We start from the raw sequence: 1,363 nt of genomic DNA, 5'->3' as shown, positions 1-1,363 counted from the left end.
CGCCGGCCGCCGCGCCGCTGCAGCGCATGCCCGTGGGTTATGCCGGGCCGCGTCGCCGGGTGCTGGTGGTGGACAACGAGGAGGCCGACCGCGGCGTGCTGCGGCAGCTGCTGGCGCCGCTGGGCTTTGAGGTGCAGCAGGCCGACAGCGGCCATGCGGCCCTGGCCTGGGTGGCGGGCGGTTGGGTGCCCGATGCCGTCTTCATGGACCTGGCCATGCCCGGCATCGACGGCTGGGAAACGTTGCGCCGCCTGCGGGCGCTGCAGGCCGGCGACATCGCCTGCGCCGTGGTCTCGGCCAATGCCTTTGACCGCGAGCTGCCCAACGACGTGGGGATTGCGCCGCAGGACTTCCTGGTCAAGCCCGTGCGCCACAGCGAGCTGCTGCACTGGCTGGCCCAGCGCCTGGACCTGGTGTGGCACTACGCCCTAGAAGCAAAACCCACCGCAACGCCCGTACAGCGGGCGCAAGATGCTATGCAATTCAATAGCAAAGAACCTGGGGCTGATGGCCCGCCCGTCGCCGCGGTCCCGGCCGAGGACCTGGCGCCGCTGTGCCAGGCGCTGCAGCTGGGCTATGTGCGCGGCGTGCGCCAGGCCCTGGCGCAGCTGGAGCAGGCACACCCCGCGCAGGCGGTGCTGTGGACGCAGTGGCGCGGCCTGGTGCAGCAGTTCGACATGGACGGCCTGGCGCGCGCGGTGGCGCAGCAGCAGGCGACGGATGTGGGGCTGCCATGAACGCGCCGGACGTGGTGCTGATTGTGGACGACGTGCCCGACAACCTGTCGGTGCTGCACGACGCGCTGGATGAGGCGGGCTACACCGTCCTGGTGGCCACGCATGGCGAGCAGGCCTTGCAGCGCGCCGCGCAGGCCCAGCCAGACATCATCTTGCTGGATGCGCTGATGCCGGGCATGGACGGTTTCGAGGTGGCGCGCCGCCTCAAGGCCGACGCGCAGACCGCGGCCATCCCGGTGGTGTTCATGACCGGGCTGACCGAGACCGAGCACCTGGTGGCTGCCCTGGCTGCCGGTGGCGTGGACTATGTGACCAAGCCCCTGAAGCCCGCCGAGGTGCTGGCCCGCATGCAGGTGCACCTGGGCACCGCCCGGCGTGCCCGCAGCCAGGCGCAGCAGGCCCTGCAGGCGCGCAGTGCGCTGGATGCCTTTGGCTACGCCAGCATGACGGTGCGTGTGGCGGATGGCCGCATCCTGTGGCAGACCGCGCTGGCGCGGCGCCTGCTGCTGGCCTATGGCGACAGCCCCGGTGACGCCGGCAGCGCCACCGTGGGCGAGACCCTGCGCCACTGGTGATGGCGCGGCAGGCGTGGACGGGGTGCTGGCAAGGGCCTCGGCCGAGGCCAC

General features: G+C 71.9%; 1 protein-coding gene and 1 pseudogene. Both read left to right on the top strand.

From position 1 onward, the window contains the following. Window positions 1-737, top strand: a 737-nt coding sequence (locus tag SJH88_RS19105; protein ID WP_274755387.1) for a response regulator, incomplete at its 5' end; no start/stop codon positions are given. Next, window positions 734-1,285: pseudogene (locus SJH88_RS19100) on the top strand (response regulator); the annotation flags it as partial. The gene SJH88_RS19105 and the pseudogene SJH88_RS19100, both read left to right, overlap by 4 nt. Between the last annotated feature and the right edge of the window lie 78 nt (window positions 1,286-1,363).

Source organism: Comamonas sp. GCA5 (assembly GCF_036541385.1).
Taxonomy (GTDB): domain Bacteria; phylum Pseudomonadota; class Gammaproteobacteria; order Burkholderiales; family Burkholderiaceae_C; genus Comamonas; species Comamonas aquatica.
The sequence above is the reverse complement of the archived record's forward strand: the minus strand, read 5'-3'. Positions and strand labels throughout refer to the sequence as shown.